Source organism: Nostoc sp. 'Lobaria pulmonaria (5183) cyanobiont' (assembly GCF_002949795.1).
Taxonomy (GTDB): Bacteria; Cyanobacteriota; Cyanobacteriia; order Cyanobacteriales; family Nostocaceae; genus Nostoc.
In genome coordinates, this window is sequence record NZ_CP026692.1 from 555,480 (window position 1) to 581,630 (window position 26,151).

The 26,151-nt window shown below is 41.2% G+C and carries 22 protein-coding genes and 1 pseudogene; 7 read left to right on the forward strand and 16 right to left on the reverse strand.

Going from position 1 to position 26,151, the window contains the following annotated elements; translation table 11 throughout:
• Positions 1-210: 210 nt before the first annotated feature.
• Together NLP_RS02330 and murJ are read right to left on the reverse strand one after the other, a co-directional pair.
• The gene (locus NLP_RS02330) at positions 211-723 is read right to left on the reverse strand and encodes an outer membrane beta-barrel protein (protein WP_104904979.1); all 513 of its coding nucleotides are present in this window, start codon (positions 721-723) and stop codon (positions 211-213) included.
• Between the two features lie 153 nt (positions 724-876).
• Positions 877-2,481, reverse strand: coding sequence for a murein biosynthesis integral membrane protein MurJ (murJ, locus tag NLP_RS02335; RefSeq protein WP_104904980.1), 1,605 nt, complete (start codon positions 2,479-2,481; stop codon positions 877-879).
• A gap of 599 nt (positions 2,482-3,080) precedes the next feature.
• Between murJ and NLP_RS35950 the strand changes: the two are divergent.
• A pseudogene (locus NLP_RS35950) lies at positions 3,081-3,548 on the forward strand (ISH3 family transposase); the annotation flags it as partial.
• Positions 3,549-3,713: 165 nt separating this feature from the next.
• Positions 3,714-3,848 carry a hypothetical protein gene (locus tag NLP_RS35455; protein ID WP_267894905.1) on the forward strand — a complete coding sequence of 45 codons (135 nt, stop codon included), beginning with the start codon at positions 3,714-3,716 and terminating at the stop codon, positions 3,846-3,848.
• On the opposite strand, the gene NLP_RS34560 is transcribed toward NLP_RS35455, so the two are convergent.
• From NLP_RS34560 to NLP_RS02355, 3 genes are all read right to left on the reverse strand, one after another.
• Positions 3,845-4,273, reverse strand: a complete 429-nt coding sequence (locus NLP_RS34560; protein ID WP_234017177.1) for a hypothetical protein — start codon at positions 4,271-4,273, stop codon at positions 3,845-3,847. The genes NLP_RS35455 and NLP_RS34560 overlap by 4 nt on opposite strands.
• A 543-nt stretch (positions 4,274-4,816) precedes the next feature.
• The gene (locus tag NLP_RS02350; RefSeq protein ID WP_104904982.1) at positions 4,817-5,323 is read right to left on the reverse strand and encodes a pentapeptide repeat-containing protein; all 507 of its coding nucleotides are present in this window, start codon (positions 5,321-5,323) and stop codon (positions 4,817-4,819) included.
• Between the two features lie 133 nt (positions 5,324-5,456).
• Positions 5,457-6,974 carry an LCP family protein gene (locus NLP_RS02355; protein WP_104904983.1) on the reverse strand — a complete coding sequence of 506 codons (1,518 nt, stop codon included), beginning with the start codon at positions 6,972-6,974 and terminating at the stop codon, positions 5,457-5,459.
• Positions 6,975-7,089: 115 nt separating this feature from the next.
• Between NLP_RS02355 and NLP_RS02360 the strand changes: the two genes are divergently transcribed.
• From NLP_RS02360 to NLP_RS02370, 3 genes are all read left to right on the forward strand, one after another.
• Positions 7,090-8,154 carry a mannose-1-phosphate guanylyltransferase gene (locus tag NLP_RS02360; protein ID WP_104904984.1) on the forward strand — a complete coding sequence of 355 codons (1,065 nt, stop codon included), beginning with the start codon at positions 7,090-7,092 and terminating at the stop codon, positions 8,152-8,154.
• A gap of 78 nt (positions 8,155-8,232) precedes the next feature.
• The gene (yidD, locus tag NLP_RS02365; protein WP_104904985.1) at positions 8,233-8,529 is read left to right on the forward strand and encodes a membrane protein insertion efficiency factor YidD; all 297 of its coding nucleotides are present in this window, start codon (positions 8,233-8,235) and stop codon (positions 8,527-8,529) included.
• Positions 8,530-8,560: 31 nt separating this feature from the next.
• Positions 8,561-10,207, forward strand: coding sequence for an ABC1 kinase family protein (locus NLP_RS02370; RefSeq protein WP_104904986.1), 1,647 nt, complete (start codon positions 8,561-8,563; stop codon positions 10,205-10,207).
• A gap of 302 nt (positions 10,208-10,509) precedes the next feature.
• On the opposite strand, the gene NLP_RS02375 is transcribed toward NLP_RS02370, so the two are convergent.
• Complete coding sequence (locus NLP_RS02375) at positions 10,510-16,263, reverse strand: PAS domain S-box protein (RefSeq protein ID WP_104904987.1); 5,754 nt, start codon at positions 16,261-16,263, stop codon at positions 10,510-10,512.
• A gap of 707 nt (positions 16,264-16,970) precedes the next feature.
• On the opposite strand from NLP_RS02375, the gene NLP_RS02380 reads away from it, so the two are divergent.
• A complete protein-coding gene (locus NLP_RS02380; RefSeq protein WP_104904988.1) occupies positions 16,971-17,231 on the forward strand; it encodes a hypothetical protein in 261 nt (86 codons plus the stop codon).
• A gap of 57 nt (positions 17,232-17,288) precedes the next feature.
• On the opposite strand, the gene ggt is transcribed toward NLP_RS02380, so the two are convergent.
• On the reverse strand, positions 17,289-19,046 hold the full coding sequence (gene ggt / locus NLP_RS02385) for a gamma-glutamyltransferase (RefSeq protein ID WP_104904989.1): 1,758 nt from the start codon (positions 19,044-19,046) through the stop codon (positions 17,289-17,291).
• Between the two features lie 100 nt (positions 19,047-19,146).
• On the opposite strand from ggt, the gene NLP_RS02390 reads away from it, so the two are divergent.
• Positions 19,147-19,878: a phytochelatin synthase family protein gene (locus NLP_RS02390; protein ID WP_104904990.1), complete on the forward strand. Its 732-nt coding sequence runs from the start codon at positions 19,147-19,149 to the stop codon at positions 19,876-19,878.
• Positions 19,879-20,172: 294 nt separating this feature from the next.
• Here the strand turns inward: NLP_RS02390 and NLP_RS02395 are convergent, their stop codons facing one another.
• The 9 genes from NLP_RS02395 to NLP_RS02435 form a co-directional block, all read right to left on the reverse strand.
• Positions 20,173-21,075, reverse strand: coding sequence for a glycine betaine ABC transporter substrate-binding protein (locus NLP_RS02395; protein ID WP_104904991.1), 903 nt, complete (start codon positions 21,073-21,075; stop codon positions 20,173-20,175).
• Entirely contained in the window at positions 21,075-21,707 is a 633-nt protein-coding gene (locus NLP_RS02400; protein WP_104904992.1) for an ABC transporter permease, read from the reverse strand. Before NLP_RS02400 ends, NLP_RS02395 begins: the two co-directional genes overlap by 1 nt.
• Positions 21,704-22,462 (reverse strand): ATP-binding cassette domain-containing protein, encoded by a 759-nt coding sequence (locus tag NLP_RS02405; RefSeq protein ID WP_104904993.1) that lies wholly within the window; start codon positions 22,460-22,462, stop codon positions 21,704-21,706. Before NLP_RS02405 ends, NLP_RS02400 begins: the two co-directional genes overlap by 4 nt.
• A 100-nt stretch (positions 22,463-22,562) precedes the next feature.
• A complete protein-coding gene (locus NLP_RS02410) occupies positions 22,563-23,501 on the reverse strand; it encodes an ABC transporter permease (RefSeq protein WP_104904994.1) in 939 nt (312 codons plus the stop codon).
• A gap of 63 nt (positions 23,502-23,564) precedes the next feature.
• Complete coding sequence (locus NLP_RS02415; RefSeq protein WP_104904995.1) at positions 23,565-24,623, reverse strand: ABC transporter permease; 1,059 nt, start codon at positions 24,621-24,623, stop codon at positions 23,565-23,567.
• Positions 24,624-24,817: 194 nt separating this feature from the next.
• Positions 24,818-25,228 (reverse strand): DUF1877 family protein, encoded by a 411-nt coding sequence (locus tag NLP_RS02420; RefSeq protein ID WP_104904996.1) that lies wholly within the window; start codon positions 25,226-25,228, stop codon positions 24,818-24,820.
• 9 nt (positions 25,229-25,237) lie between these two features.
• A complete protein-coding gene (locus NLP_RS02425; protein WP_104904997.1) occupies positions 25,238-25,444 on the reverse strand; it encodes a hypothetical protein in 207 nt (68 codons plus the stop codon).
• A 93-nt stretch (positions 25,445-25,537) separates the two neighbouring features.
• A complete protein-coding gene (locus NLP_RS02430; RefSeq protein ID WP_104904998.1) occupies positions 25,538-25,822 on the reverse strand; it encodes a type II toxin-antitoxin system RelE/ParE family toxin in 285 nt (94 codons plus the stop codon).
• Positions 25,819-26,040, reverse strand: coding sequence for a hypothetical protein (locus NLP_RS02435; RefSeq protein ID WP_104904999.1), 222 nt, complete (start codon positions 26,038-26,040; stop codon positions 25,819-25,821). The genes NLP_RS02430 and NLP_RS02435 overlap by 4 nt, the downstream gene beginning before the upstream one ends.
• Between the last annotated feature and the right edge of the window lie 111 nt (positions 26,041-26,151).

Below are 26,151 nucleotides of genomic sequence, written 5' to 3' on the forward strand. Positions count from 1 at the left end.
GAGTAATATCTTATACGTATATTCCTAATTACTCATTCCACTTTAAGAAAAAGTATCAATACTAGCCAATATCATTTTTTATTAAAATCATCAAAAAAAATGATTCATACCTGAATATGAATACTCAGGTATGAAAGAGTGAATTACTATTACGGCTGATAAACAGCATTGCTTTAGCTTCTGAATAGGCCGTTTTCTAGCTCGTAATTACTAGAAGCGATAGCCTAATCCGGCTTGGAAGCTGACAGCATCAGCATCACTATTTCTGTAGGCGTCAATACCCCATTTAGTATCGCCGTAGGCAATGACATTTTTCCTAACTTCTGATTCAATTCCAAGGGTGACTACAGGTGAATTCCGATTGCCCAATGGAGTTTTTTGACCTTCGTCAGTTACAAAAGAATAACCACCACCGAAGTAAACGTTAGTATTTTTGGCGATGGGTGCATCATAAGTCACTATGGGCATAATTGCAGCAGCATCACCACCATACAGCACAGAACCCCGCAGTGAAACAGGGGCATTGGGAACGGCATATCGTCCTTGAATATTACCACCAATTTGTGCTTCATCGTTTCCTTGTCCGCCACTGGTTGCACCAACAGCAACACCAGCACCGATGTAGTTACCGTTAGTACCTGCTGTTTGAGCAGATGCAACGCCGGCTGAGAGGATAATGGAAGCAACAGCAAGGAAAGAGGCAGCTAATTTTGTAAGTTTCATAGAATTATTCTCACTAGAGTTAAGTAAAATCAATCTTCTCTAGTACTAGAATCTCTTTTTTTACAAAATGTAACCTCACGCACCTGGTTCACCCAAGTGGCTGAATTATTTCTCACCCACTTGGTTGTAACAACTGAAATATTTAGATAACAGTTATTTCTTCAAAAAACGCTGACGTAGACGAGATATAAAAATATTCACCTCTGGTATTTTCAGGCATGAAGCGATCACCGCAAACACCACAATCCCTACAAAGCCAGATACACACAATTGCAACGCCAGAATCAGTAAACCCGTTTTACCTAACAACTGCTGAGAACCAATCAAAGTCCCATAGCTTGCTACCCCAGCAACTACGCTACCAGCAGCCAAACCCAGAATCGGCAAACTCCACTCGCGCCAAGGTAAACCATTGAGTTTGCGATCGAGCAACCATAACAGCATTAACATTGAGCTGCAATTTACACCCACTGTTGCCAATACCAAACCGGGAGCGCCAAAAGGTTTAACGAAAAACCAATCTAATAAGATGTTGAGCAAGATGTTAAAAATACTGATGCGAAAAGGGGTCTGTCCATCGCCTAAAGCATAGAATACCCGCACCAAAACATCACGCCCCAAATAGACAAACATCCCAATTCCATAAGCCACTAGCAAGGATGAAACTAGCTGTGTGGCTTCTGGCTTGAAAGCACCACGCTCATATACCACCTGCACAATGGGTACAGATAGCGCCACCATCAGCGCCCCTAGCGGTAGCATGGTAAAAGCAGTGAGTAAGAGTCCTTGGCGAATCCGTAACTTTAAGTCCTGCCAATTTTCGGGGCCAGCAAGTTTGGCAAATATTGGTAATAGAGGCAGTAAAATAATATTAGAAATAATCCCCAAGGGAGTTTGGACTAATAGATTGGCATAGTTAAATCCTGCCGCCGCGCCAGGGATAGGACTAGCAAAATAAAGGTCAGTGGCAACATTAATTGGCATCATTCCAGAGGAAACTGTTGCCGGAGTCATAATTTTGATCACTTCTTGAACGCCTGGGGATTTAAATTCAAACCGCAGCCGTAATGTGCCCAATCCTAACCGCCACTGGACAATTAACTGCACTACCCACTGGAGAATTGCTCCTGCCAAGGTTCCCCAAGCTAAGACCATTCCCCCGATTAAAGCGTACTCCGGCTTAATAATGTCCTTACCCAGTTGCATCGCCAAGATAGCAAGACCGCCAACAACGGTAATACTGGATAATAAAGGGCTAATAGAGAGTAACCAATATTGATTGGCTGTATTGAGAGTACCAAAGCCAATGCCAATTAAACCGGCAAATAAAGCCATTGGGGCCATAATGCGGAGTTGTTGAATGGCGATCGCTCTGGTTGTTTCTTCCAAACCATGACCGACTAAATCAATGATCGTATCCGCAAAGAAAACCTGAGCCACTGTCACCAGCAACAGTACTCCACCTACCAGCGTTGTCACAGTTTCCACTAGGGGAGCCGCTTCTTCTCGCCGACGCTTGGCTAAAACGCTGACAAGCGCACTGTGTAATGGCCCATTTACGCCACCAAGTAAGATCAATAGAAAGCCAGGGATAATATAGGCATAACTATAGGCGGTGGCAGCAGCACCAACACCAAATGCGGCAGCGATCGCTTGCTGCCGCACTAAACCGAAGACTTTACTAATTAATGTGGCTGCGGCAACTATGCCAGCAATTCCAGCGAAAGAACGAGAGGGTTTTTGATCTTGTTGTGTCACGAATAATACCCGACAACTCTTGCAGAGTGCATACTTTAAAACATTTAACCTGAAATTCCGCAGTCTGTCAGGTAAATTTTGACAAATTAGTAATTTTAAATGCCTACGCCAAGGGCAAAGCGATGCCTAGATTGGGCTACGCCTACGCCCAGAATTAAATTCCTAAGATTGCTATGATACAGCGAACGCGATTCAAAAGTGGTCAGATCGCTTTTCTGATTTGTCCCTGCAATACTAACTTAGTTATCAGTAAACCAAAAAGTTTTTCCCAAAGAGCGATCGCTAATTAACTTACGTGTTTTAAAGTATTAGATACTACCCAAAACATATTTAATCCTGATATTTCTCTGAAAGATTTCAAAAAATGAAATGATGAAATTAGTGTGTAGCATATTGGCTGAAAAAATTGACTGTTTCATCAGAATAACTGGCAATAACCGCCTCAGAAACCCTTGAAGAGGTTATTGACTGTTTAGTAGAAAATTTTTCTTTTTGATTCTCAAGGAGTATGTGACCAACAGACTTTATTCGAGATTCTGACTCATGCTGCTAGCAATGGAGATAATATTGAAAATACAGCCAAATTATTAAAGAATGTTCCTACAGGCAAAAAAAGTTATAAAACTACTTATACAATAACAAGAGATAAGGATGATTCAGTTACATTTGACTTATGGATTATTTGTAAATACAGGAAGGAAAATCGTAATCAGCGTGGAGTTCAATACTTTGTTTATGTTACTCACAAGGTAAGAACAAATTTAGATTACATTTATCAAGATTATCGAAAAAGATTTGGGATTGAAACTAGTTATCGTCTGAAGAATATTTGTCGAATTATAACGAATAATAAAAATCAAGTTTTGAGATTACTATTCGTGGGTATATCTTTTCTTTTAGTTAATATTTGGGTCAATCTACTTTGGCTCAAAATCAGTCGTAAAAGGAAAGGCAGTCGATTAATTTATAGCACACTTTTTGCACTCAAACAGATGTTAGCTTTTTTATCTCAAGCCCTACAGCGTAAATATCAAGTAGTTAAAAACATTTATATTCCATCCGGTTAGTATTTACTTTCTTAGCAATCAGCTAATCATAAGTAATCATTATATATACTATGTCTGCTGGTTAGAGGATTGTGTATTTACTAGTATTATAAGCTACTAGTATTTTAGCGATCGCTCTTTGGGGAAAAACTTTTTGGTTTACTGTTAATTGGTCTTCTGCCTGCGATGTCTACGACAGGCTACGCCTACGCTGATACTTATTTACAACAGACACAAGGTGGACGTTACGTTAACAACCAGGCTTTTATAGTTAATGATATTTATCAAGCCGGATTAACAATTAGTATAAACAGCTACTAATTTGAAGCTAGAAAACTTTTGATCATCTTAACTATTTCTTGTTTCTCTTCAAACCCAGAACTATAGCATCCACTCAAAGGTACAGTTTCACCAGATGGTAACATTAAGGTTACTCGATAAACAAAGCCACCTTCGCTAGAATCAGAACTTTCAACTTTAATCTCAACAATTTCATTTAACGAGTACAAAAAAACTGCTTTTCCCAATTTTCCAAACCATCGATAGCGGCTGAAAGTTAAAGTATTTGATTCTTTATCAAAATTACAGTTTATAAATGAACCTGCGGCTATTATGAGTAAACCTACCAAAAACAAAAATAGGGTTCCGCCAATTGTGGCATAGCCTTTTAAAGTATCATCTTGCTTAACTACTAAATTTTTCTCTAAAGGTTGTGCTAAGAAATTCTTAATTTTTAAAATTATCAACTCTGCTTCTTCTAAAAAATAATCACTGTAAGCAATTCGTGTAAATGGAATACTTTCTGTATTAGTTAATAACTCAACTCGATATGTATATAATATTTTTCCCTCTTTATCAGTTTTAGTTTATTTTTCTAAACGAGTTCCAATTAATCCAGTAATTGTTTTTTGGCTTTTTTGACGATCAAAAAAATCAAACTCTCTCAGTTCACATATAATTATTGATGATTTTTGCTCAATACTGAAAGCTTGTAAATTTATGGGTACACGGTCACAACTTAGTTGTGTGGAACTTATAATCGTAAAAATAGTATATAAGCAAATTATCCCTGCTTGTCCAATAAATAACCCAATAAATAGAAACCACTTCGGTTGAATAGTAAAGTTAAGTTGATTTTGCGTTTGCTCATGAATTTTGAGATTTTTACCTCTGAGAAAATACCAAAGCAAAAGTAAATTGGTAATTAATAATACATAACCTCATAAAGAACTTTGATTTTCCATTTTTCGGTAAAATGTCTCTGTTTTTATGCTCAACGCTGAGATTATTCACTTACAACCTAAACTATCTCGCGTTGACATACCCGTAACTGGATTTATCCCATCAGCCCTTTCACACATTAGCGACACTTGATAACGGTCAATTAAAGCATCGGTAAAATCAGCGCCTGTAATTTCGGCATCAAAAAAGCGGCTGCGGGTCAAAGTTGCTTCAGTAAAGATGGCATTTTTCAGGTTAGCACCATCCATTGTGACGCGATCGACTAAAGCACCGCTCAAGTTCGCATCTTCCAAATTTGCCTTTAATAAAACTCCTTTAGTCAGAATTGCGTTAGTTAAATTCGCTCCTTGAAAATTTGTCCCCCGCATTTCTGCTGCGACAAAAGTTACCCCTGCCAAATCAGCATGAGAAAAGTCACGATTTTCTAAATTTATATTGTTGTAATTAATTGTGTTTATCTGAGCAAAAGCCGGTTTGGGATTAAGTATTATCCACCCAAAGGCTAGTAGTAAAATCACAATCAAACCCAAAAAGCGCAGTAAAATCTTTTTCATAACTTTATTATTTGTCAGTAGTCCTTTGTCATTAGTCCTCTCTTACAAAGTTCTGATCGGAGGAAACCTCCGATCAGACTTTGCGCTTTGTCATTTAACCAATGACTAATGACTAATGACTCATGACTCTTGCCTATTTCCAATCTTTACCAATGCGAATTGTCAGATCGGATTCTAAATCACCAATCGCCGCTACCTCAATTTGACCCAAGCCTAAGACTTTTTGCAAATCAACTCCAACTCGTCGGTTGCCTTTTTGAACAATAATCTGAGTTTGACGTTGGGTATCTGGCCAATCAGGCACTTTGTAAATATTATTAAAGCCTTTCTGTTTGAGATAAGCAATAACTTTTTCAGTTAGCTGAGGTTGATTTGAAGCATTTTGAATAGCAATTTTGAGGTTAGGAACCTGACGCATATCTGGCTTTAGACCAGGTACATTTACCCCAACATAATCATTCAACAGGCTCTGTTGTCCAGTCATATTCAGCCAATAGCTATCAGGGTCTTTGCTAAAACGGCTAAACGTACCAGGCAACACAGTCATTTGGAAATTATCTCGATCTAGGTTAAGACCGAAATTGACCAACGCCATCATTTCTTCCATCTTCAGGTTGGTATCAAAATATTTTCGCATTAAGCGAGTTAATTGAGGCAACCTGGGTAAGACGGTAGGACTATTTAAACGTTGCAGCAGGGCTGCTGTTAGTGCTTGCTGACGCTGTACTCTCGGTAAATCTCCTAAACCTGGTTCACGGAATCGGGCAAACTGTTCTGCTTGTTCGCCGTTGAGGGTTTGCCAGCCACTGACTAAATTAATCGATAGCCGACTGCTGGAGTCTTTATATTCCATTGATTGGGGAACAAAGACTTCTACTCCGCCTAACTGATCGACTAACTGCCGTAAGCCGCTAGTAGAAATGCGGATGTAGCGATCGATTGGGGCGTTGTTTAAGGTACGGCTAACTACCCGTGCTGCCAAGACTGGGCCGCCTTTGGCATTGGCATCAGATACCTTAGTTAATCCCTTTTCTCCCTTTTCGGGGATGGCGATCATTGTATCTCTGGGAATGGAAAGCACCCGTACAGATTTTTCACTAGGGTTCAGTCGTACCAGTAGCATGGAGTCGCTTTTGCCTGCAAAGCTTTCTGGTGAGCCATCAACAGTACCGCTGACTGGTTCAATCCCCATGATTAAAATATTCATCGGTCGTGAAAGCTTGTACTGGGAAAGTTTGCTCCATAACTCCCCTGGTAATGGGATTTTTACTTCGTCTTTAGCAGTAGTTCCTAAATCTTCATCTGTTCGATCTAGATTGCTCCATAAAGGAGTCCACAGCGCTAACGTTGACACCAGCAGCCCAGATAAGATGATGCCAATGACAACCGTCATAAACCATAACAGCCATCGAGGCATGGTTAAGCCCAGTCTCTCAGAAAGCTGATTGGGAATCGCGCCCACAGATTCGACGACGCTACGGTGGTTCGGATTCGCTGGCTGGTTTAGTTCAACCTCCTCCTCTGAGTCGGCTACTGGTGCTGGCGTTACTTGATTTTCTGTCCGTTGAAGTTGCGACGATCGCACATCACTTTCAAATACTACTTGTTGAGACGTAACCGGATTTTCCGACCATTCGACTTGTTTTATCACAATTATCTCCCCACTCAACCACTCCCTAAAAGTATGTTAATCCAAGCTACAAATATTGCCAGTGGAAAAGCTCACTGTAAACTTGTAATGTTCTTCGGTAGGCGTGTATGACAACATGAATACTTTATTGTTCCCCGTAATCCTAGCTGGTGGTAAAGGTGAACGTTTTTGGCCCCTAAGCCGCAAAGACCGACCCAAGCAATTTTTAAGTCTTGATGGTAGCTCTAGAAGTCTATTACAAGCAACCGCCGATCGATTGATTGAACTCGGTGGCGGGTGGGATTCCCTGTGGGTTATCACTTCTAGTCAGATAGCTGAAGGGGTAAGACAACAATTACCTGATCTACCACTTGAAAACTTGCTGATTGAATCGGAAGGAAGAGACACTGCAGCAGCTGTTGCTTGGACAAGTTTAGAAATCAAACAGCGCTATGGAGAAGACGCTGTTATTGGCTTTTTCCCTGCTGACCACTGGATTGCTGACCAAGAGGCGTTTGCACACACATTAAATGCAGCAACGCAACTGGCAACAAGCACAGCAGCGATCGTTACACTGGGGATCAAGCCTACTTTTCCATCAACAGGTTACGGCTACATTGAACAAGGTGAAAAAATAGGTAACTTTAATGAGTTGCCAGCTTATCACGTGAACCGCTTTACTGAAAAGCCCGACCGGGAAACGGCAGAGACTTTTTTATCTACGGGACGTTTTAGCTGGAATAGTGGAATGTTCGTTTTTCGGGCCGGGGTTGTTCTCAAGGAACTACATACCCATGCTCCAGAAATTATCGAACCTTTAGAACAACATGGCCCTGATATCTATCCTCAGTTGCCTAAGAAGAGTATAGACTATGCGTTAATGGAAAAGACCACTCTAGCATACGTTTTGCCAGTTGATTTTGGTTGGGATGATTTAGGAGATTGGAATGCGATCGAACGCTTACTGAAGACAGAAGAGACTCCAAACGTGGAACTCGCTACTCACGTAGGTTTAGATACGCAAGGGGCGATTATTTACGCCTCAAATCCAGAGGATGTAGTTGTTACTATTGGTTTAGAAGATGTGGTGATTGTGCGCGATCGCAATGTCACCCTCGTTGTCAAAAAAGAACGTACCCAGGAAATCAAGCAGATCCTTAAAATTCTCCAAAGCGATTCCCGATTTACTGACCTACTATAAAAGTTAGAACCCTTGGCAGAGGCGAAAAAGTCTATTTTCCCATTATAACTTGACTGTCCGTTATTTTATCTGACAGTTATGGACATTATTAGCTTTGAGCCTCTGGCCAAGACAACAGCAATCGATTCTATTACTGCCTATCAAAAATATATTTCTCCGTCCAAAGGATTTTCTTGTTCCCATCGCTTATTACACGGCGGGGATTCCTGCTCTAATTACGTCAAACGGATGTTGAGTGAACAGAAGCTCCACGAAGCCGTACAATCATCCTTAAAAAGATTTCAAGAATGTGCGGCAGCTAGCAAAACTTTAACAAGCATCAAAACTAGAGCCGATTTCCGTTGTATTGTCATTCCCTGCTGCCTACCTCTTTAACTCCTCTGCCTCTTTGCAGTTTTTTACAAAAATGTTCCTCACCCAAACTGTTCCCCGTCAACGAGAAATCCTTGAAGTCTTCCTTCGCAATGGCTGGGACTATATGCGAAGGTTACTTACTGGTGGCAAAGCTGATGAACCTCAACTTCCAACACCTGCGGTTTTAAAAAATATCCTGGTAGACTTGGGGCCAGTTTACGTCAAACTTGGTCAGCTACTCTCTACCCGCCCCGACTTACTGAGCGCCTCCTATATTGAGGAATTGTCAACTCTACAAGATGAAGTACCACCAGTTCCTTGGTCAGAGATAGAAATAATCCTCCGCAAAGAATTAAAACTTTCACTAGCAGAAACCTTCAGCACAGTTAACCCGATCCCAGTCGCAGCCGGATCGATTGCCCAGACACATCGAGCTACATTAATAGACGGTCGAGAAGTTGCTCTGAAAGTGCAACGTCCGGGAATTGATATTACTATTGCCCAAGATATTGCTTTAATTCAAGGTATTGCCGATTTAGTGGCGCGGACTGAGTTTGGGCAAACCTACGAAATAAAATCTACCGCCGAAGAATTTACCAAAGCCTTAGAAGCCGAGTTAGATTTTACACGGGAAGCAGGTTTTACAGACCAACTGCGGCGCAACTTATCTAAAAGTCGCTGGTACGATCCCACACAAATAGTGGTTGCAGAAATTAACTGGGAATTGACCACAGCAAAATTACTGGTAATGGAATGGCTGGATGGAGTGCCGTTCCTGGCGGCGGATTTGGATAGTGATCCCAACGTTAAAGATCCTGCCGAAAAGCGTAAAGAAATAACTACTTTATTATTTCGGGTATTTTTCCAGCAACTATATATTGATGGCTTTTTTCACGCCGATCCCCATCCAGGAAACTTGTTTTATCTCAAAGATGGTCGTGTTGCCCTCTTAGATTGTGGCATGGTGGGAAGACTCGATCCCCGTACACAGCAGATATTAACAGAAATGTTGTTAGCGATCGTTGATTTAGATGCTCAACGGTGCGCTCAGTTAACTTTACAGCTATCAGATTCTGGTCAGCCAGTAATTTTGTCGCGGTTAGAAAATGATTACGATCGCATGTTACGTAAGTATCATAATGTCAGCCTCACGCAAATAAACTTCAGTCAGATAATTTATGAAGTTTTACAAGTTGCCCGCAACAATAAAATTAAGTTGCCTAGTAATATGGGTTTGTATGCCAAAACCCTAGCGAATTTAGAAGGGGTAGCGCGGACATTCAACCCAGAGCTTAATTTTTTTGATGAAGTCAAACCATTAATTACAGACTTGTTTCGTCGGCAGCTAGTAGGGGATAATCCAGTGCGATCGCTCCTGAGGACAGCCTTAGATATTAAAAGTCTGTCTCTTCAATCTCCCCGCCAAATTGAACTATTATTAGACCGTGTTACCTCAGAAACCTTACAGTGGAATCTCTCGCTGCGGGGATTAGATGGCGTGCGGCGCACTATGGACGATGCGGCTAACCGACTATCTTTTAGTATTTTAGTGGGTTCGTTGATTATGGGTGCGGCAATTATTTCCACCAGAGCGCAGACAACTCAGCTATCTTTTTTAAGCACCATCCTGTTTGCAGTCGCTAGTTTATTGGGTTTGTGGTTAATTATTAGTACATTGCGATCGGGGCGTTTACGGTAAAACCATTTTGAATTTTGGACTTTGAATTGAAGGAAAAAGCGTTCGACTGAGCGCTCACGCCGTTCGCGTAGCGTTCCGTAGGAAAGTCTATAAATTTAAAATTGAATGACTCCTGCCGTTTTTATCCTCACCGGAGGCGGAGCGCCTCCGGTTTTGCATCAATAGCATAGCTATCAATCCGTTACTAAGTAGCGTAGTACAATGTCTAAGCTAGTAATGAAAAGTTTGTAGTAAGCACTTTATTGCTTAGAAAATTAAAAACTACAGTCCTTACTACGAACTTGCTTACCCATCAATTTTTATTAATTGAATAATACTTTTGCAATACTCGTCAATTCCATAATTTTCTCAAACTGAAAATCATGAGCTAAATTCTTGATAAAATTTTGCAGTACAGCATTTTTTGAAGGGATTTGCTCAATCAATTCTAAAATCAGGTCATCACTACATTGAGCTGCGGCAGTGTATACCTGTTTCACCCATTCCGGCGACATTTCAGATAATAGAGTTACTAAATCAGTGAGCGTCAATATTGATTTTGGTCTTTGTTGCTTTAGGTTTGTTAGCTGATAGCTTTCTTCTTGATAAATATATTGAACTCCCAAATATTCGCTTAACTTTTCTAGTAATACTTCCTCGCGGAAAGGCTTGTTAATATAATCATCGCAACCCGCTTTGATTATTGCCTCTCGTTGTTCCTCAAAAGCATGAGCAGTTAAGGCAATAATAATTGTCTTCCAATTGGGGGTTTGGGATTCGGTATTTTGGGTTGAGGTTTCTTCTCTAGTTTTAATAACTTTTGTGGCTTCGTAGCCATCCATAATTGGCATCCGCATATCCATTAAAATTAGATGTGGTTGCCATGTCTGCCAAAGTGCGATCGCTTCAATGCCATTTATTGCTTCCTGGACTGCAAAACCGATAGATGTCAGAATTTTCATTAGCACTAAACGGCTGTCTGTGGAGTCATCAACCACTAAAATACGGTATTCACTTTGAGCCGGTGCTAAACTAATAACTTGGGGTCTAGTTTGTTTGATCTGGATTTCGCTGGCTGCGGCTAGACCAATTTGAATATCAAAAGCAAATTTACTTCCCTCGCCAATAGTGCTAGTGACGCTAATATTTCCTCCCATTAGTTGCACATATTTGCGGCTAATTGCTAAACCTAGTCCTGTTCCCTGTTGTGATTTTCTTCCGGTTTCAGTTTGCCCAAAAGCTTCAAATAGCAAGTCAATTTCTTGTGGGGCAATACCGCAGCCAGTATCTTGTACCTCGAAGGTTAGGGATTGGGCATTGGGCATTGGGCATTGGGCATGGAGAAGAGACAAGGTAGACGAAGAAGAGGGGGGAGACAAGGGAGAGACTTGTTCAATAATTCCCCTTTGTCCCCCTTGTCTCCTCTGCTCCCCTGCTCCCCCTGCTCCCCACTCCCCACTCTCCATTCCCACCCGCAGCGTTACCCTTCCAGTATCGGTAAATTTGATTGCATTTCCCAAGAGGTTAAGCAAGACTTGACGTAGTTTACTTTCGTCAACTTGGATGTACTGGGGAAGGTGAGATGTATATTCAAAAACCAATTCCAATCCTTTGGAGGTGGCGCGGAAGCGCAACATTTCTTCGAGGTTTTCCAAGAGGCGAATTAAGTCAAAGCTGTTGAGATTTAAAGTTATTCTGCCGGCTTCAATTTTAGACATTTCCAAAATGTCGTTGATTAAATTTAGGAGATGTTCGCCAGCACGATTGATGATTGCTAGATTTTGCTGATGTTCAGTTGATAAATCACGATCGTGGCTCATGACTTGGGTAAAACCGAGGATGGCGTTAAGTGGAGTACGCAGTTCGTGACTCATGTTGGCCAGGAATTCGCTTTTGGCACGGTTAGCAGCATCAGCAACGATCACAGCTTCTTGCAATGCTTGTGACTGCCTTTGAGTTTGCGCTAGCAATTGTGCCTGCTGTAAAGCAACGCCCAACTGATTGCCAATTTGAACTACGATGTTGATTTCTCCTGGTTTCCATTGGCGGGGATCGGAATTTTGATAGCTCGCTAGTAATCCCCAAAGCTGACTACCATGTAAAATCGGAACAATAATATATGCTTTGGCCTGAAAGCGCTCTAAGAGGTTGATATAAGCAGGATGAAACTCAGCGTTGTAAATGTCTGGGACACAAATGAAACTTGCACCTGGGGTTACTTGCAGATCGGGATATTCCACGGGGTTATTACCGCCATCCAAAATTTTCGCTAGGCAGTGCCCATCTTGTAATACACCTTCTGTGAGATGAGGATCGTTATTGTGTTCTTGTATGAGAGAAATCCAATCGTTACCCACCGATTCAGAAACAAATTCGCCATTCCAGTCGGGATTAAAACGATAGACAACAACCCGATCGCAGTTGAGTACTTGCCGTAATTCTTCGGTTGTAGCCGCAAATATCGTCTCTAAATCCAGTGTTTGGCGCATTCTTTGAATCACTTGGGCGATCGCTCTTTCTCGCTCTGCACTCTCACGCAAGGCTTCTTCTGCCAATTTTCTCTCGGTAATATCTGTAATTGTACCGATGTAGCCTTTAAGTTCTCCATTATCTTTAAATTCTGGCAAAGCATGACAAATTACCCAAACGACTGTACTATCATCATGCAAGAAACGATGTTCGTATTTATAGCTTGACTTAGCGGTTGTTGCTTGATTCCATGCCAATAATAGCTGTTCGCGGTCGTCTGGATGTACGGCATTTGCCCAACCTATTCCCAGAGATCCTTCTAAACTACATCCAGTAATTTCACTCCAGCGTTGATTAAAATATAAAACATTGCCATCCACATCAGTATGAAAGATACAAGCTGGTGAGGCTTCTGCTAGTAGTTGATATCGTTGTTGACCTGACTGCAAAGCTAGTTCTGCCAATTTGCGATCGTTAATATCTGCCCAATAACCAACACATTCGATTGGGTAGTCAGCTTCGTCACGAATTAACCTCATCTTTTCGTAGAACCAGTGATAAGTTCCATCAGCGTGTAACCAACGGTATTCGTAGGAAATGTACTCCTGCTCAACAAGGTGGGAAAGTTTTTCTGAGATGAATTCAATATCTTGGGGATGGACGTGATAAAGCCAAAAACTGGAGTTATCGATAAATTCCCGCGCTTCGTAGCCCACCATTTCTTTAACGTTTTCACTGATAAAAGTAGTGCTAAAATCGTCTGATGTTTTGCTGCTATAAATGACTACAGGGCTAGAGGTGAGGAGATATTGTAGGCGTTCGTTTGCTAAAAGCAGTTCTTGTTCGACGTGTTTGCGTTCGCGTAGCGCTGCTTGCAGTTCGCTAATTTCTACTAAAACTGTGCCAACACCAGAAGGGCGATCGTCTTCACCAAAAATCGGAAAATAAGAAGCTAAGAAGTGGCGGATAATATCTGGTCGTTTAATTGATGCGCCGCTCAATTCTTGATTGAGAATGGGTTGACCGGTTATCAGAACTTGTTGATAAATTGGTTCTACTAAAGGGGCGATGTGGGGTAAGATTTCATGGATGGTCTTACCAATATGATCTTGCTGGGGTAGTCCATTAATCTCCGCCAACAGTTGGTTGATTTGCACAAACCGCAGCTGGTTATCTACAATATTCATACCGACGGGGGCACTGCTAAAAAAGGCATTGAGACGAGCTTCTCTAAGTGCTAGCTCTTGTTCTAAGGTTTTACGCTCAATCAACCCACCCAACTGAGCAGCAACAGCACTGACTAACAAGAGCAAACGCCGATCTACCAATACTGAGCTACGTTTAAAAAACACTAAAACAGCTAATACTTGGTTCCCAGCCAGTATGGGAACACCAAACCCAGCTTTTAATCCCACCTTTGCAGCTTGTGGCGATCGCCAAAAAACTGGTCGTGTAACTTTAGAAACATCTTCTATCCATTCTGGTTCTTGGTTCTGCCAAACTCTTCCTGGTAATCCCACTCCCAGAGGGAATTTCACAGTTTGGCTTTGGTCGCAGAATTCTTCTAAACTGCTATCCTCTCCGTACCATCCCAGACTGTGTTCTAAAACAGTCCCATATTCATTAGGTATCCAGGCTTCACCAAAATCCCAGCCAATCGTGTGACAAATTAAGCGCAACACCACTACTAAGGCACTGTTGACATCACTAGCGCGAGTGATCGCTTGGGTTGTCAACAGCAACAAACGGCTTTCATTTTCTGCCTGCTTGCGTTCAGTAATATCTTTGGCAGTGCCCAGTACATACCATTGTCCATCAATCTCGATCATTTCTGCACTCAATAGTGTTGTCCTAATTTCTCCTGTTGAAGTGCAGACATCAATCTCATAGTTGCGGATGGCTTTTGCTTGTTGCAGAATGTGGGTGAGAAAATTATATTCTTCTGGATTCACCCAAAGATTCAATTCTTCATCGCTGCGATTGATCGCTTGAGAGCGAGAATAACCAAAAAACCGACAAAAGCTGTCGTTTACTTCGATGTAGCGTTTGCCCTGAACAGTAATTAAGGCAATTGGGTCAGGAGATGATCGGAAAGCTGACGCTAACTTTTCTTCAGAAGCCCGTCGCGCTGCTTCTGCGCGTTGGCGTTCTTTTGCCTCCAATACCAAGGATACTAAATTACCCAGAGAGCGAGCGAAATTTTGGTCTTCTAACGTCCAATGATGAGTAGTTCCCACTGCCTCCAGACATAAAACTCCTACGGTCTTTCCCTCCAGCCTAACGGGTGTATCGAGTATAGAGGTAATGTTTAACCTTGAGTAAGACTCAGAAAATTCTTTAGTTCTGGGATCGGTATGAACATCATCTGCGGCGATTGGTTGGTCTTGCTGCAAAGCTGCAAAATAAAGTGGATAGTCTCCCAGTGATAAGAAAAGTCCTTCGCTATGTTGATTGCAACTGCCCTCAAATAGATCGAAACACTGGATTTTTATGCCTGGTTCGTCATACAACCAGACACTAGCTCGTTCCATGCCAATATTTTTGACAGCTGTTTCTGTGATTTTACTCAAGGCTGCTTTCAAATCACCCTGATAAAGCGTCTGATTTTGTGCCAATTGTGTTAGCACTAGATTATGATTGCGGAGCTTAATCGCGCTTTCTTGGAGTAATTTTTCTACTCCTCGACGCTGTGTAATATTACTAGCAGTACCTGTCATGCCTATAACCTGACCCTCTTCGTTGCGTAATGCGATCGCATTCAACATTAAATAAAGTAAGGTACCGTCTTTAGCGACACAGGTAGTTTCATGCTGAAAGATAGACTTTCCCTGAAGAACACGCTCAAAGGCTACTTTATCTTGAGCAACTTGTGTAGGTGAGATGAAATCAATTAAGGCACGCCCGATCATTTCTTGGGGTTCGTAGCCATAAATCTGCTTGACTGCTGGATTGACAAAGGTAATTAGTCCATCAATGTCCACCGACCAGATCGTGTCCTGGGATGTCTCCAATAGGAGCCGATACTGATCACTCTTCTTGAGGGCAGTGACTACAAGGCGTTCGCTTTGATAAACTTCTTTACAAAAGGCTTTGCTAATGCTAACGGGAATTTCTTTAAAAATATCTTCTATTTGTCTGTTGCAAATATTTAACTCAACTGTAATCCGTTGACGCTCTTTAATCTCTTGTTGCAGTTGGAAATTTTTTTCTTTTAACTGTTTTTTTAGTCTTTGGAGAGTGAGTTTATTTTGGACGCGTAATAAAACTTCTTTAGTTTGGAATGGTTGAGTAATATAGTCAATCTCACCTAAATTTAAGACATTTATTTTTTCAAAAAAATCATCGCAAATTCCGAAAATAATTATCGGAATCTCTTGAGTTCGAGCGTTAGCTTTCAAATATTGACATACTTCATAATCATCCCTCTCTATAATGAGAACATTTACCAAAAGCAAATCCGGGGAAGAAGCGAGTGCCGTATTGATTGCCAATTGCCCAGAAATGACACTTTCTACCTGATAACCTTGGTGTTGAAGTATGTCTGATAAAAAATGTAAATTCTCTAAGTTGTCATCAACTAATAAAATTTTTATTTTTTGAGCATCCATATCAGTTAATAAATTAATTTTAAATCAGGAAGAATTTCTTGAATAAAACTGAACATGAAATCAGAAAGCAAAACTCTGTCACCAGATTGTAAATAAAATCATCGTCGTTTACAACCATACTTCAGCGCCGGGTGTATGGAAAAGTTGCAGAGAAGCTGGATAACTGTTTATGTCATGTTTGCTTCATTACTTAATTAAATCCCAAGAATCTCAAACAGCCAAAGCTACGGCGTACACACAAGTCCAAAAAACCTAGCTTGATGAGGCTTGACTCGTTCCCAATCTTTGCCTGACAATACATTCATTAGACCTCTTGCAAAAGTACAGTGCCTTTGGTGCTGCACGTTCCAGGACTTGATTAACCAAAAGAGATTTTTCATAGTCCCCAATTGTCTAGAGTGAAAAACAAATAATCTGATTGCAAGCCTCAGTCAAAACAGTAGTGATTGTTACACACGATCGCAAAAAACGCGGATAACATGAGAAAAATCTCACCCGATAAACAAGGTGAGGTAAAGCTGTTTATCTTTATGTCCCGTTAGCAGCTGTCTTCCAGGCTATGAGTTGTTAAACAATTATCTCGCAGTGGATAGAACTTAATTACATTTTGTCTAAAGTATTAGGCAAAAAGTTATCACCCTTGGAGATAATTGACTTGACAAAAGTCCGCTATTATGCATAATTAGCTGAGAGCAAAGGAGTTGGCAATGCATCGACAAATGTGCTGGTTATCTAAGTCTGGTGGCGACGGAGAGAAAATTTTGTATTTGCAGACAGAACCCAATCAACCCTGGCGTCCCTACACAGCTTTTGGACATTTTGCAGTCCCAGATTATCAAATACCAGGTGGTTCTAAAGGTTGGGCAACTTATCAAAAACTTTTGAAAGCAGGTTGGACACTAGTATCTAGCGCACGGGCAAACGAATTTGGCAGCAGTTACGCAGACTCAACAATCCAAAACCAATAGTCATTGGTCATTGGTCATTAGTCATTAGTTATTCTTTGGTCTGAGTTTGTTACTCGCTTACAAACCTCTAGGGGAACCTTCACCGCGAGGATCGGCGGCTCCTTCTAAAGTTCCATCAGATGTAACAGCAATCGCGTTACCATTACCCCAAGGAGTAGTTTCCTTTATTTTGTGTCCCCGTCTGCGTAAATCTTGCAAAGTTAGAGCATCCAAGCCCCAGGATTCGACGCGCAACTCATCTGGAAGCCATTGATGATGTATGCGTGGAACAGAAACAGCCGCACCAACATCCATGTTGTATTCCAGCACGTTCAGGATTACTTGCAAAACCTGGGTGATGATGGTGCTACCACCAGGCGCACCCGCTGCCATCCGAAAATGACCATTTTCTGTGACAATTGTGGGAGTCATGCTGGATAGAGGAGTTTTGCGGGGTGCAATGCTGTTGGCATCGTTACCAACTAAACCAAAGGCATTAGGCACTCCTGGCGCAGCTGCAAAATCATCCATCTCATTGTTGAGAACAATTCCAGTTCCCGGTGTCACCACACCAGCACCAAAAATGAGGTTAATCGTGAAAGTCAGACTCACGGCGTTGTGTTGTTCATCCACAACATTTAAATGAGTGGTTTGGGGAGATTCATGCGGAAGACAAGGGGATGAGGGAAAACGCAGACATTTTGAATTCAAATCTACTGGCTTGACTTCGGTGGAGGGTCGAGCCATTTGCATATTAATTTCTTGACGGCGTTTTTTAGCGTAAGCTGGACTGAGCAGTTCTTGTACAGGGACTTTGACAAAATCAGGATCGCCTAAATATTTTGAGCGATCGCTGTAAGCAATCTTCATTGCTTCTACCATTAAATGTATCGCGTCTGGATGATGCCATCCCAAAGATTTTAGATCGGTGTCACCGATAATATTTAAAATCTCCAATAGGTGAACGCCTCCTGATGATGGTGGTGGCATTGAGCAAATTTTAGCTTTGCGGAAATTTCCACAAACGGGAGTGCGCCAGATTGGCTTATAAGCTTTCAGGTCTTCGAGAGTAATTAAACCACCATTTTTTACCATATCAGAAGCGATCGCACGAGCAATACTTCCGGTGTAAAAACTTTGGGGATTTTCAGCAATTGCTGTTAAGGTGCGTGCCAAATCACGCTGCACTAACTTCTCCCCTGGTTGGTAAAATTCACCATTGCGAGTAAAAATTTCCCGTGCGGCGGGATTGTTGAGAACTACTTGCTTGCGGGGATCGTTTGCTTGTAGAGAACGCCAAGTTACCATATTGCTAAGAATAAAGCCATCTTTAGCGAGTGCGATCGCAGGTTTGATTACCTCTTGCCAAGAAAGCTTACCATAGCGACGATGCACCTCATAAAGTCCCGCCACCGTTCCTGGTGTCCCAACTGCCAAATAACCATTAATACTTGCATTCGGACGCACCTTTCCTTCTGCCTCTAGATACATATTTCTGGTGGCTTTCAGGGGTGCGCGTTCGCGGAAATCTAGCGCTTTCATCTCGCCAGTTTTCTCAGAGTGCATCAATAAAAATCCGCCGCCGCCGATTCCGGCTGAAAAAGGCTCAACTACAGAAAGTGCAAAGGTTGTAGCTACGGCTGCATCCACTGCATTACCACCTTTGCGTAACATCGAAATTCCCGCCTCACTTGCTAGAGGATGGGCTGAAACCACCATTCCCTTCTTGCTGTGTAAGGGTAAAGTTAAGGCGGCTGATGCTACTTGGCTGTAAAGTAAGATGCTGAAAGAAAAGATTACGCTCGCAACTCGCTTGGGTTTAGCAACAGTAAACATTTTTATCCCATTTCTCCGAAAATTTTATACTTATTTAGCATCTTGGTGTGAGATTATTAATACGATCTGATTTGAAAATTTTACAGCACTTGTAAATGCTATGTTACAAAAAATAAGTAAAACATTTTTCAAAGCTTTAACTATTGGATTATGTATCTCTAGCGGCAGCGTTCTCTCTCAAACATTACCGCTTTCCTCTAACTTAGTAGGTTTTAATACCCCGGAAGGTGAAAAATTCTTAGTTGAGAGTAAATCAAAAGAAGATTTTTTTCCACTTAGTATGCAATTCATCACTCAAAATAATCAGGCATATTGTGGTGTTGCTAGTATGGTTATGGTACTGAATGGTTTACAAATTCCAGCACCAGAAGCACAGCAGTACAAGCCATATCGAGTATTTACTCAAGAAAACTTTTTTAGTAATGATAATACAAAAAAAGTTCTAGCTCCTGAAGTTGTGTCTCGTCAAGGTATGACTTTAGATGAATTAGGGCAATTATTAGCTAGTTATGGCGTTAAAGTTAATGTTTACCACGCTGCTGACACTAGTTTAGAGGAGTTCCGCAAACAAGCAGCAGAAAATTTAAAACAACCGCAAAATTTCATTTTAGTAAACTATTTACGTAAAGAAATTGGTCAAGAGAAAGGCGGACATATTTCTCCTGTAGCAGCATATAATGAGCAAACAGATAGATTTTTAATTCTTGATGTTTCTCGTTACAAGTATCCACCAGTGTGGGTAAAAACAACAGATTTATGGAAAGCAATGCTGACAAATGATTCCGTATCAAAGAAGAGCCGTGGCTTTGTATTTGTAAGCAAAAGCCTTTGATCTAATAATCTGTTAATTGAATTTATGAATCCTGCGATCGCTTATCCTCAATGTAGTGCGATGTCTGGCGACAAGCCGCTTCTCTACGAGACGCTGCGCGAACAGCAGTAGTACAATGTTTAAGCGAGTTTTGAGGGTTTATAGTAAGCACTAAAGTACCTACTATCAACTTACTTACCCATCAATTTAAACTTGAAAAACTAGTAGTGTGTGTGACGCTAACCCTTATTTAAAAATTACGAATTACGAATTACGTTAGCGTAGCGGTAGCGAGTATTCGAGCGTCATTACGAATTATTTTAATCCCTTCGATTTACGAAACTCCTGGACAACATCTTTAACATCACGTAATTCTCCCTCAACTAAATAATTTAACTGTCGCATTTCATCTGCCGAAATCTTTCCAGCAAGTGATGCGATCGCTGTTCTTAATTCGGGATATTTTTTTAAAGTTTCTTGTCGAACAATTGGTGCAGCTTCGTAAGGTGGAAAATAATGTTTATCATCCTTGAGTACAACTAAACCCAAGCGAGAAATTTGTCCGTCAGTGGAGTTACCCGCTACCATATCTACTTGTTTTTGAATCAGAGCACGATATACTAAACCCAAGTCCATAATTTGGGGAGATTTAGCAAAAATTAACCCGTAGGTTTTAGCTAATCCTGGAAAACCATCTTCCCTTTCCAAAAATTCATAGCCAAAACCGCCGCGCCACTGAGGTGTATATTGAGAAGCTTGGGAGAGAGTTTGAATATTGTTACGCTTGGCATCTTCACCCCGGATAATCATCGCAAAAGTATTTTCAAAACCCAAGCTTGGCATCACTTCCAAATTAAATTGCTCGGCATAAAGTTGTTTTAACTTCTGATAAACTTCTTTAGGGTCATTAACTGCTTTTTGCTTTAAAATCCCAGTAAAAGATGTGCCTGTGTATTCAATATATGCATCAATTTTTCCCGAAGTAATAGCACTATGACAGATGAAAGAACCACCCAAACGGAAACGGCGATCCACTTTTAAATTAGTTGTCGCCTCAATTTGTTGTGCTAAAAGTTCACCTAAAATATCTTGTTCGGTAAAATCTTTGGAAGCAACAATAATATCAGCACCGTTATTACTATTTAAATTCGGCGTACAACCAGCGATTAACAATAACAAAGCAAAACTTAACAAGCAAAGCGTGAAAAATCTTTTCATTAATTTTTAATTTTTAATTTATTCTCCATCCAGCCAATTGCGAAGTCAGCCAATAATGCAATTGTCGCCGCCGGAACTGCACCAGCTAAAATTAACTGATCGTTCACTACTGATATGCCGCGAAAAATAAACACTCCCAAACCACCAGCCCCAATTGCTGCGGCAATAGTTGCAATACCAATGGCAATTACAGTTGCGACTCGCACACCTGCCAAAATTACTCCCATTGCCAAGGGAATCTCAACTTGTAATAATAATTGTCTATCTGTCATCCCCATGCCTCTCCCAGCTTCTCGAATCGCTGGATCGACACTAGTAATACCTATGTAAGTGTTACGAATTATCGGCAGCAAAGAATATACAGTCAGGGCAACAATTGCTGGTACTGCACCAATTCCGCCAATTATCGGAACAGGAATAAGTAAGCCAAACAGGGCCAAACTGGGAATAGTTTGCAGAATATTCGCTATGCCGAGAATTGGTTGACGGAGATAAGTTTTACGTGTAATTAAAATACCTAAAGGAATGCCTACAAATATGGCAATTCCGATAGCAATACCTACTAAAAATAGGTGTTCTAGAGTATGCTGAAGAATTTCTGGGGCATACTTAACCAGGAAGAAATTTTTCATAAAGTATCTTGTAGGGAACGCAGACATTGCAGAAAGGCAAGGCTTTCTGGATGTTGCGATCGCATAAATTCATCTCTCGTCCCCAATACTACCAATTCTCCGCCAGACATTAAACCAATTCTCGATGCCAACACAAAGGCTTCTTGAATATCGTGGGTGACAAACACAACAGTTTTGCCTAATTCTTGCTGCAAATGCCGAAACTCTTGTTGCAGTTCTAGCCGCGTAATTGGATCGAGTGCGCCAAAGGGTTCATCCATCAACAACACTGGCGGATCTGCTGCTAAAGCCCTGGCTACCCCGACTCTTTGCCTTTGTCCTCCCGAAAGTTCGTGCGGGTAACGTCCGGCGAACTGTGCTGGTTCTAAACCCACCAATTGCAACAATTCATAAACCCGCGTTTTTATTTGTTTAGATTGCCAACCTTCTAAAGATGGGACTAAACCGACATTGCGTTCGACAGTGAAATGGGGAAATAAACCAATTTCTTGAATGACGTAACCAATTTTTCGCCGCAGTTTAATTTCATCCCATTGAGTTGTGGGAATGCCATCAAATAAAACTTCGCCTTGTGTAGGTGTAAATAGGCGATTAATTAACTTCATTGTCGTGGTTTTGCCGCTACCACTGCGCCCAAGTAATACCAGTGCTTCTCCTTGGCGGATGGTGAAATTGAGATTTGACACCAATGGGCGATGGTTGCGGCTAAAGGTGACATCGCGGAATTCAACGGCAGTTTGGTTATTTTGCGGCATGAGTGGCTTTTGCTGGACACTAGCTATTGTATTATGTGCTGATTTTGAGCGTGCTGATGTCCAATTTGCTTTTCCCTCATTGGCTTGTCCTCACGTTAAATTAGTCTGAGTGGTGATTTTCTCCAAAGTAGGGAGTACCTAAAGCTTTCGGGGGTGTAGATTTCCCCATTAATCCCACCAATGCTAATAAAGCGATCGCATAAGGTAGCATGACTAAAAATTGGTAAGGGATATTTGCCCCTAATGCCTGAATTCGTAGTTGTAAAGCTTCTGTAGCCCCAAACAGCAAACAAGCTAAAGCACTACCTATAGGATGCCATCTGCCAAAAATTAATGCTGCGATCGCAATAAATCCTTTACCAGCACTCATCCCTTCGGCAAAAAATCTTACCTGTACCAAAGTTAAATAAGCACCTCCTAAACTCGCAAGAGTGCCACTAGTCACCACAGCGATATAACGAACAAATGGTACGGAAATTCCAGCCGTGTCAGCAGCTTTCGGAGATTCTCCCACTGCCCGCAATGTCAATCCAAAGCTCGTTTTAAATAAAATGTATGTAGTTAAAATCACTAAGATAAATAATAAATATACTAAAATATCTGACTGAAATAGTAGCGGCCCCATCAGAGGAATATTAGCTAAACCAGGAATCATAATTACCCCGATTCCAGGTAACTGCTGTGTACTACTGCCACTAAACACTAACCGAGCCAAAAACGATGTTAATCCAGCTGCGACAAGATTAATTGCTAGCCCAGATACCAATTGATCGACACGCAAAGTTACACACAAAACAGCATGGAGTAGTCCGACTAATCCCCCAGCAATCAAGGATGCAAGGATACCAAGCCAGGGATTACCAGTGTAGAAAGTAGCCACAGCGCTAGTAAAAGCACCTGTAAGCAACATTCCTTCTAAGGCGATATTTAACACCCCCGATCGTTCCGAGTACAATCCTCCAAGGGCTGCAAATGCTAAGGGGACGGCTAGACGTAAGGTAGCTATTAAGTAATCGGAGAAGAAGTTGAGATTATTCATAGAGTTATTTTTTAACGCAGAGGTTCGCAGAGGGAAGCGCAAAGTTTCGCAGAGTTTTCTGAGTTAAACTTTGGCGCTTCTCTGGGTTTTGACTCTGATCTCTCTTTCGACTGCGAAACTGATAGCAATAAATAACACCATAAACCCTTGAATCGCGTAAACTACAGTTACCGGCACACCTGCACTACGCTGCATCACATTCGCACCACTGCGAAGGGCTGCAAAAAACAAAGAAGTCAATATTACACCGACAACACTACCACGACTTAAGAAAGCGATCGCAATGGCATCAAATCCGTAACCTGGTGAAACTTGTTCAAATAGCCGATATTTCAACCCCATCACCTCACAACTTCCAGCTAACCCAGCTAAACCACCCGCAGTAGCCATTACCAGCATAATGGTACGTTCAACAGATATGTGGGCATAACGGGCGGCAATCGGGTTAAATCCCACTGCCGTAATTTGATAACCTAGAGGCGATCGCACTAACAATACCCATAAAATACCTGCGGCAATTAAACCGAATAAAATACCAGCATGAGCGAGGCTTTGTGGTAATATAATCGGCAAGCGGGATGTTTTAGCAATTAATGGCGAATAAGGACTAGGCGCACCTGTTGCCATTAATGGATTTTGTACGAGGTAGCTAACTAAATTCACGGCGATATAGTTGAGCAACAATGTAGTAATTACCTCATTCACTCCGCGCATTGCTTTGAGATAACCAGGAATCCAACCCCAAACTGCACCAAAGAAAAATCCTGCTAAAAGTGCTAAGGGGATATGAATCACCGCAGGTAATCCTTGCACGTATAACCCAATTAAAGTACTTCCCAACGCACCCAGATAAATTTGTCCTTCTCCACCGATATTAAATTGCCCAGCCCGCAATGCTACTAACACGCCTAAACTAGCGAACAATAGCGGTGTCATTTTGGTGAGGGTGTTACCAAATCCAAAGTAGGTAGAGAGAGATTCTTGAAATAAAATGCTGTATGCGGTGATGGGATTTGCCCCAGCAATTAGCATCAGGATAGCACCGACGATGAGGGCACAGGCGATCGCAATTAGCGGTGATAGTATGGGCAGCAGGAGTTGAAAGCGTTTATTTGCAATCATGATGCAATGATTGTTACCCCTTAACCTCAAAAAATAAGTCTCGACCAATATCTTGCATAGGAAGCATTACAAGATTGTCGCTATCAATACAAAAGTGGAGAATAAATCTATGTTCTAATGCACAGACGCAGTACCGCTAAGGCAGAACCCGCAGGGTGGCGCAAAGAAGAGTTGAGAAATCAATCTTCATTCAGTTAACTGAGATATAGCAACATAGCATTTTCTTTGTCAGCAGCATCTTGATAATACTCTATAATTTCCTGCTTGATAGCCGTTAAGTCTTCTAATAGATTATCTTCTAACCAGACTGTAGATTTATATATATCAGGATTCAATCTAACAGCTTGATTCAATCTTTCTTGAAAACCTGCTTCTGTAATCTTGGGTAAAGCTTCTGCAATTTGCTTGACTTCACGATTTGTTAAGTATCTGACAGCAGTAAAATCTCTATCATTCTCTTCTATTGGGGTTCCTCCCATAACAGCATTTACTAAGGGTAAACCGTCCCAATCTGAGTTTTCGCAAATTAAAAAAGGTAGGTGACACGCCTGCCAAGATGAATCTTTAGTTAATAAAAAGTGGATAACGTGCCAAGCTTTATCAATATCTAATTCTTAATTTTTACCTTCGGCAATAATCAAAGGAATATCTGATTTTATTTCATCAAACTCTTTATGATATAAAAAAATGCCTTTACCTTGCATTAAATCTGATTCAGATACATATCGGGCATGAGTAAACACTCTAACTAATCCAGGCTCTTGTTTTATTTTTTCTAGCAAATTATGACATATCTGCTTAAAATTTCCGTCTATACCCATAAATAGTTTTCCTCTGCGCCTTTGCATAAGGTAAATTCATCACCGGATTCAGCAACACCTTAATTTTTTTAGTGATCGCCTTCTGTGCATTTCTCAATAAACCTCATCATGAGTGCCAATATCGATTAGCACGATCGTATCTTCATCGTCATCAGGATTGGGCTGAAACGTGTAGATAATACGGCAATCATACTCGACCCAACAAGCCCACAAACCCGCTAAATCACCTTTTAACTTATGTGATTTTAAAGTAGGTGTAAATGGATCGGTTATAAGTAATTCTAAAACTTCAAAAATTGCTTCTTCTAAGCGAGGATTTTTACGAATAACTCGTTTAAAAGCACGCTTAAAGCTACTATCCCAAACAAGAGCTCTCATCCTTCATTTAGCAAATCAGCCCGTAGATCCTCGATATTACCATGCTTGGCTGTACCTGTTCTAATTGCTTTCAGGGTTTGTGCAGCATTTGCCGCAATTTCTTTACGCCGTTGTTCAATGCGTCTTTTAGAAATTAGTTCGAGTAGTAAATCTTGCTCTTCGGTTGACAGAGCCTCCACATATTCAATGACTGTCTGAAAAGATACAGAGTTGCTCATCAGCAGTGTTAATATCTTTGAAAAATTAAGCACTTTTTCATTTTATGCCATTTCTCAAGAACAATGGGCTTAAAATAATTCGTAATTGATAATTCGTAATTCGTAATTTAA